Source organism: Anaerotignum lactatifermentans (genome assembly GCF_016902535.1).
Classification (GTDB): Bacteria; Bacillota; Clostridia; order Lachnospirales; family Anaerotignaceae; genus Anaerotignum; species Anaerotignum lactatifermentans_A.
On sequence record NZ_JACSNY010000019.1, the window covers coordinates 26,835 to 34,141 of the forward strand.

The window sequence follows — 7,307 nt, forward strand, 5'->3', positions numbered from 1 at the left end:
TCCTTAACGATAGTAATTCAGTTTCTTTTCGATGCGTTCCATGACAAAAGCAACGATGGCGTTAAAGATAAAGTAGAACACGCCTGCCACGATCAGAGGCATAATGGTGGTTTTTGCCGCGGAGATCTGTTTTGCCAGCGTAAACATTTCTGTATAGGAAATAACGAAGGCCAAAGAGGTATCCTTTACCAGTGTAATGGCTTCGTTTGTGACGGGGGGCAGGACACGCTTGCACATCTGGGGGAAGATGATACGGAAGAAGGTCTGGACTCTGTTGTAGCCCAGTACGGTTGCCGCTTCATACTGTCCCACGGGGATGGATTCGATGCCGGAACGGTAGATTTCCGCGAAGTAGGCGGAATAGTTGACGGAAAAGGCGATGATGACAGCCGTAAAACGGTATTCCATGGAGATGGGGATACCGAAAATATAGTAAGGGCCATAGTAGATGGCAAACAGCTGCAGCATCAGCGGAGTACCGCGCAGGATGGCGATAAATACTTTCAGTACAAACTGAATGGGTTTGAAGAGGAAGAAGGCACTCTTTGCCCGGAAGGAAAGAGGCGCGTTTTCCAGCTTGCCCTGAGCGGTCTGGCGGATATGAACCTGTTCCAGAAAGCTTTCCGAGGCAATACATTTTAAAGGCGCCCATTTGGACATGCGGCCAAAGGCCACCAGAAGACCCAGGGGCATGGAAAAAAGCAGGGTCAGCAGAAAAATCTTGCAGGATTCCACCAGACCGACGCTTAATTGCTGTACGATGCTGAAGATAAATTGTGTATCCATAAAATATCGTCCTTTCTTTGTGGTAAGTACTTCGCTCACATAAGGAAACAGAGGTGTATTTCTTTATGTCAGCCTCCCTGCACGGACAAAGGTCGTTCTTTGGGAAACAAGTCCTGAACAGGGAAGAAGCGTGCGGGCAGAGCCCGCACGCTAAGGGTGTCGCAGAAGGCGACACCCTGTCATCAAAGGCTCATTCCATTCAAGCCTTTGATGAGGCAACAGAGGTATAAAGTCAAAGTTCCATGGGCAAAAAAGCCTTGAAACTCCGACTTTTCCTCGTCGGAAATCAATTCCGACTGCGGATTCCAGCAGGGAAACGCTTCGTTTCCCTAACCCTTCCGCGCCCTTAAAAGATGACGCAATCTTCTTTTGACAAGTTGAGCGTGCGGGCAGAGCCCGCACGCTGTCAATGTTCCATATGTATCTTATTTGCCCAGGCAAACCATTTTGTCCAGGTTGTAATCTGCGTAGTTTGCTACGATGGCGTCGAATGTGCCGTCTTCTACCATTTCGTCCAGAGTAGCCTGTACCTGGTCACGCAGTTCTTCGTTGCCCAGCTTGAAAGCGATGGCATACTGTTCTGTGGACAGGGGTTCTTCCAGCTGACGGAACAGGTCGGGGCGGCTGCTCAGCTGATACTGTGCTACACCGATATCAACAGCGATGGCATCTACAGCGCCGGATTCCAGGCTCATGAATGCTGTGTTGTAATCGGGTGTCTGTTCCAGAGAAGCGAAGGTAGCTGCCAGTGCCAGATTTTCTTCGTTGTCTTCTTCGTTGGTCAGCGCGGTCAGAGCGGAGGAACCAGCCTGTGTGATAACGATTTTGCCGGCCAGATCTTCTTTTGTCTGGATCGCGTCATCTGCACGTACCACGAATACGATGCTGTTGTCTACATAGGGTTCGGAGAAAGTATATTCGCTTTCTCTGCCGGTCATGGTGAAGCCGTTCCACAGACAGTCAACGGTGCCGCTGTTCAGTTCCATATCCTTGGAGCTCCAGTCGATGGGCTGTTTTACCAGTTCCCAGCCGTTTCTGTCGCAGACTTCCTGAGCCAGATCCAGGTCGAAGCCAACGTATTCGCCGTTGTCGTCCTTGTAGCCGTAAGGAGGATATTCCGCGTCGAAGCCAACAGTGAAGGTAGTCACTTCAGAAGTGGTGCTGTCCGCGTCTGTGGATTCTTCTGTTGTGGTGCCGCCGCAGCCAGCCAGTGTGCCAACGCCGACAGCCAGTGTCAGTAATAAAGCAAGTAATTTTTTCATAGCAAGTCTCTCCCTTTCCTCAAATAAAGATTTGATGCTTAAGTCTTTATCATTTTATCACGCTACTAGACTAAAGTAAATTAGAAATTATATATGATATTAAAGAGAAAAGAAAGAATGGCTTTGTCTGATATATACAAAAATACTGCTGGAAAGCAGAATCTTCTTACAAGAACAAAGACTATTTAAAAGGCACAGCGGTGCTGAAAGGAAATCCTTCCAACCAAAATGCGATAGCTGGAACCCTTGCGCCGCAAGGATTCCAGCTATCTTTGGTTTTCTTATAAAACAGCGGTGAAAGCTGTTTTTTTGGTCAGCGTGTAGTTGCGGTGACCTTTGTGACTTCATCTTTGCTGTTGAGTGTCAGAGTAACACGGAAATCATCGTCATCTTCATAGAAAGCATCGTAAAGCCAGTCATAGTCCCGTGTTCTGTCATCAACGATAAAGGTAATATCATCCACATCATCAGCGAAATAATATTTTTCATCGTCTACTGTGATGTATAACGAAGTGAGTTTATCCAGATCGCCTTTGACGGTGTCGCCGGAATCGGAATCGGTCGCTTTGATCTTCGTTACCCGGTCTTTGCTGTCCAGAGTCAGTTCAACCGTAAAGTTGTAGCCGTAGTCATTAAATTCCCGATCCAGTTTGGACAGGGAAGAAGAACTTCCGTCAATGGTAACGGTTACATCGCTGGCAAGATCGTATGTTTTGTTTCGGCTGTCCACACGAATGATGATGGTTTCGTCATCCAAATCAATGTCACGCAATTCGCCTTTGGTAGCGTCTTTATTTGTGGCTTTGATCTTGGAGACTTCGCCGCTTTTAAATGTCAGTTCTACCTCGTAGGTGCTGTCTTTATAGCGATCCCGCAGCTGATCGTAGGAGAAACTCTTTCCGTCAATGGTAACGTCGATATCGTCTGTATCGTCCAGAACATCGTATTTATATTCTTTTTCATCCTTATCTTCAATTTTGATGTAGGAACTACTCATATAGGTCAGTGTGCCTTCGGATACGCTTTCCTCATCCTTGGTGGCTTCGATTTTGGTAACATAATCGTCTCTGTCCAGTGTCAGGGAGACACGGTAGGAAACTGATTTATAGTTGTCCTTTAAAGTAGACAGGCTGCCGGACTTGCCATCAATCGTTACCTTAACATCCTCGTCAATTCGGTAATCGTATTCCTTAGAACCAGCCTTGATGGTCAGACGATTTGAATTGATATAAGTCAGGATGCCATTTTCTTCATCTTCAGCGGAGTTAATGGTGATTTTTGTAACCTTATTGGAGCTGTTCAGGGTCAGGGTGACATTATAATTGTAGTCTTCATAATCCCGTTTCAGCTTGCTGAAGGTCATGCTGCTGCCGCCGCTGACCGTGATGTCATCGTCTGCCAGATCGTAGTCGTATTCTTTGGAGCCAGCTTTGATGGTCAGTTCGTCACTGTCCAGATAGGTTAATGTGCCGGTCCGAGGGTTGTTGTTGTTTTCTGTTGCGTCAATCTGGATGACATACTCGTCTTTGTCCAGGCGCAGTTTTACGGAATATACCTTATCATCATCCAGACCGTCGGTCAGCTTTTTCAGCGTAGAGGAGCTGCCGTCGATGGTAACCTTTACATCATCATCCAGATAGAAGTTATATTCCTTGCTGCCATTGAGCACATAGATTTTGGTAGAAGAAATTTTCTTGATTTCATCATAAGACTGAGAAGAACCAATACCGCCTGCGGATTTTGTAATGGTCAGGGATTTGATCTGATCGCCGCTGTAAGTCACAGACAGAGTATCATCCTTGCCGATATCGGACAGGCTTACGGTTTCTCCATTATAGGTCGGTTTGATGGAAGAAGCCGCGAACAGGTTCAGGCCGCTGCCGGAAGAAGTTTTCAGGCTCAGGAACAGTTCCCCGCTGGAAAGCAGAGACGCGGATACTACTGTACAGGAAACAGTGCCGGAGGAAGGTGTTTCCGGCTGCTGTGTCTGGGAGCCGGAGGAGGTCAGTGTATTATACGTTTTTACGGAAAGCACTGCCATTTCCGCCCGGTTGATATTTACCTTGGGATTGAAGTTGCCCATATCGTCGCCGACCATGATGTTTTTGTCATAGAGCAGATCCAGATAGGGCGCCGCGGAAGCGGTGATAGAGGCCGCGTCTTTATACGTCAGCTTTGCGGAGGTATCTACGGTGTAGATCTTGCCCAAAGCTTTGCCAAAGATGACGCCGACCTTTTCACGGGGCGCGTTTTTCTGAGTGGTGCCGCTCATGAATTCGGAAAGATCATTGGTAATCAGGATGCCGTTTTCCAGAGCGTATGCCACTGCGTTGTAAGCCCAGGTAGGGATCTTATAGGCCTGCATAATAGGCGTCCATTTTGTAATGGTAGTGGAAGTTACATCCTGCTTAGTGTAAGTCTTCATAATAGAGTACATCAGCTGTGTGGCCTCGCAGTATGTAACGGGGTTTCTGGGCTTGCAGTATTTTTTGCCGTCTTCCGTATAACCGCTCATGAGCCCCAGAGACGCCGCCTGATCCAGAAAGGTAGCCGCGCCCGGCCAGGGGACGGTATCAATATCGGCAAAGGTGGAGCCGAAGGCGGTGACGCCGGTGCTGCCCAAAAGCAAAGCAGCGGTAGTGGCGAAGGTAATGATTTTTTTCATAATGGATTCCCCCTTTTCATCTTCATAGTAAACATATCCTGCCCTGTTGGGTTCATTGTAATTTTATACATGGGTTCTATTCTCACTATAGCATATTTTCATTGAGAGTTGTTTTCAATTTCCTTAATTTTTTCGTAAATGGCTGTAAAAATTTTACAAAAAACTCGGAAATCTCCAGCTCTTCTGCTCTTAGACGGGAAAAAGCCGGGAAGGTTCCCCTGAAATGGAAAAAAAGCCAGGAGAAGCGCTGTTTTTCTATGCAGGTCTATTCAATGGGAGAAGAGATGGGGGTCTGCGCCATAATTTTCTGCCACTGCGCCTTTTTTTCGGAAAATTTTTCTGGGTATAAGCGCAGTTTGGGTTCTGTCATCAGATCGAAGCAGACTCCCAGCAGAACTTTGGCTGTGCGCAGATAACAGTTTTCCTGATCCCGGATGGCAAAGGCGTCATGGTGGAACTGCCCTTCGATGCCGGAAAAGCCCATTTGTATGGTGGGAAGCAGAAAACTCAGATCGCCGATATCGCCGGAAGCGCCGGAAACCACATTTTCCAGAAGATCTTCCTTTTTACAGTGGAGCAGGATGTTTTCCCGAACAATGGCGTTAAGAGCGGAGGACTGGCGCAGGGGAAGATATCCCGGTGCAGTCTCGATTTCACATTCCAGACCAAGGGCGGCGGCACAGTGCCGGACACAGTTGTCCGCTTCGGCGGCCGCCTTCATGAGGGTGTCTGTATCGTTGGCCCGCAGATAGGTTTCCAGAACGACCCGGTCGGGAATAATATTGACGGTGCCGCTTTGCTCCGTTAGAACGGGATGCAGACGCAGCCCCGCCTCCGGCGGAAAATGTTCCTTTAAAAAAGCGAAGGCGTTCTGGCAGAGGATGGCGCCGTGGAGGGCGTTCCGGCCCAGATGGGGCGCCGCGCCGGAATGGGCGGATTTCCCCAGAAAGACAGCTTTTTTTGCCAGAAAGCCCGTCAGCGTAGACTGGATGTCGAACAGAGTATCCTGTTCCCCGTTGGCATGGGCGGAGAGGACGCAGTCCACATCATCGAAGCAGCCCTGGGCGATCATGTTCTGTTTGCCGGAGCGGTAACGCAGTTTTCCCTGGGCAATCAGTTTGTCCCGGAAGGCAAAGTCGATAAATTCCTCGGCGGGGGTAAAGAAAAAGCTGATACGGCAGCCTGTTTCCTCTGCCAGTTTCGTTTCCTTCAGCACTTTCAGCAGGGAGAGGGCCAGTACGGTCTGGATGCTGTGGCCGCAGGAATGGACGTTTCCGATGCCGGATTGACGGGGAAGGGCGTCCATGTCGCTGACAAAAGCGATGTGATAGCCTTCTCGGCCCAGGGTGGCCCGGATTCCGGTCATGGCGATGTTTTTTTCATAGGGGATCTGCCACTGGTCCAGCAGTGCTGTGATCTGGGCGGCGGTACTGTATTCCTGAAAGCCCAGTTCCGCCGTCTGGAAAAACAGTTTGCCCCAGGCGAAAATTTCTTCTCTATGCTCCTCTAAATGGGAAAATAATATTTCTTTTTCCATAAAAGCCTCCTGTTTTATTCCCAATCCAGTTTCATCCCTACACCGACCTCACCCAGAGGGCATTTCTGATGGAGCGCGGCCCGCACGGCGAAAGAGGTGCAGTGGCAGGGATAGAGCAGGGGGATATGTTCGTTTTCGATAAAATCAATGGTTTTCCGGGCCCGATCGTCCAGAGCGAACAGATGAAAACCGCCCAGAAGGCCTTTCGCCTTTTGAAGGCCGGTGACTTCCTTGGCGTAGGCGATCATATTGCAGATGCCGGCATGGGAACAGCCGGTGATGAGGTAAAAGCCGTCGCCGCTGACATAGGCCAGAGCCGTATCATCCGCCAGATAGTCCGCCTCTGGCTGGCCTTCCCGCAGTGTGGTGCCGATGGCGTACTTTGGCTCGTGGGAGCAAAGGGGTGGGATTTCTCCCAGAAAGACCAGCCGCTCTGTCAGCCAGAGAGGGTGTTTGGTCAGGCAGAGGTCCGTTTTTTGGCTCAGTTCTTCCATGGTAAGGGGGGAGCCGACGTCCATGCCCTGGGATTTCTTGGGCAAAAGAGCGTCGGGATGTGCCACCAGCTTTGGTTTATGGGGAAAGGGCAGCTCCAGCAGCGGCGCCAGACCGCCGGTGTGGTCGTTATGACCATGGGAAATCAAAATTGCGTCGGCTGTGGTCAGGTCAATGTCCATGGCGGCGGCATTTTTCAAAAAAGCGTCGGAGTATGCCGCGTCAAAGAGAAAGGATTTGCCGTCAGCCTCCAGCCAGTAGGAAACGGCGGGTTCTCCCAGATGATAAACGTCGATTTCGGTATGGTTATCCATGAGTACGGTAATTATCATAAAAATTCCTCCTTTGGGTCTATTATACGGAAAAAGAAGGGAGAGAACAAGAAAGGAGCGGAAGGGAGAGGATAGAAGATGGTATTCTGGCGGATGCCAAGACAGGATTTGAAGTCTATCCCAGCCGCAAAGCGGCCGGGGACCCCGGAAATATCAGGTTCTGCATGAGACATTTCCGGAACATACAAAAAGACACCATACCTGGTGGTATGATGTCTTTTAGAAATAGCGGA

At 49.3% G+C, this 7,307-nt stretch carries 5 protein-coding genes; all 5 read right to left on the reverse strand.

From position 1 onward, the window contains the following. Nucleotides 1-3: 3 nt before the first annotated feature. The 5 genes from H9X84_RS11400 to H9X84_RS11420 all read right to left on the reverse strand — a co-directional run bounded on the left by H9X84_RS11400 (nt 4) and on the right by H9X84_RS11420 (nt 7,074). Complete coding sequence (locus H9X84_RS11400) at nt 4-786, reverse strand: amino acid ABC transporter permease (RefSeq protein WP_243423755.1); 783 nt, start codon at nt 784-786, stop codon at nt 4-6. 425 nt (nt 787-1,211) lie between these two features. Beyond that, nucleotides 1,212-2,048, reverse strand: a complete 837-nt coding sequence (locus H9X84_RS11405; protein ID WP_205134435.1) for an amino acid ABC transporter substrate-binding protein — start codon at nt 2,046-2,048, stop codon at nt 1,212-1,214. Between the two features lie 313 nt (nt 2,049-2,361). Continuing rightward, entirely contained in the window at nt 2,362-4,713 is a 2,352-nt protein-coding gene (locus H9X84_RS11410; protein ID WP_205134436.1) for an S-layer homology domain-containing protein, read from the reverse strand. A gap of 265 nt (nt 4,714-4,978) precedes the next feature. Then, nucleotides 4,979-6,250, reverse strand: a complete 1,272-nt coding sequence (locus H9X84_RS11415; protein ID WP_205134437.1) for an amidohydrolase — start codon at nt 6,248-6,250, stop codon at nt 4,979-4,981. A 14-nt stretch (nt 6,251-6,264) separates the two neighbouring features. After that, nucleotides 6,265-7,074: an MBL fold metallo-hydrolase gene (locus H9X84_RS11420; protein ID WP_205134438.1), complete on the reverse strand. Its 810-nt coding sequence runs from the start codon at nt 7,072-7,074 to the stop codon at nt 6,265-6,267. Nucleotides 7,075-7,307: the final 233 nt, after the last annotated feature.

Coding starts and splice junctions, on each gene's coding strand:
- H9X84_RS11400 (WP_243423755.1), bottom strand. CDS start 786: ATGGATACACAATTTATCTTCAGCATCGTACAGCAATTAAGCGTCGGT.
- H9X84_RS11405 (WP_205134435.1), bottom strand. CDS start 2,048: ATGAAAAAATTACTTGCTTTATTACTGACACTGGCTGTCGGCGTTGGC.
- H9X84_RS11410 (WP_205134436.1), bottom strand. CDS start 4,713: ATGAAAAAAATCATTACCTTCGCCACTACCGCTGCTTTGCTTTTGGGC.
- H9X84_RS11415 (WP_205134437.1), bottom strand. CDS start 6,250: ATGGAAAAAGAAATATTATTTTCCCATTTAGAGGAGCATAGAGAAGAA.
- H9X84_RS11420 (WP_205134438.1), bottom strand. CDS start 7,074: ATGATAATTACCGTACTCATGGATAACCATACCGAAATCGACGTTTAT.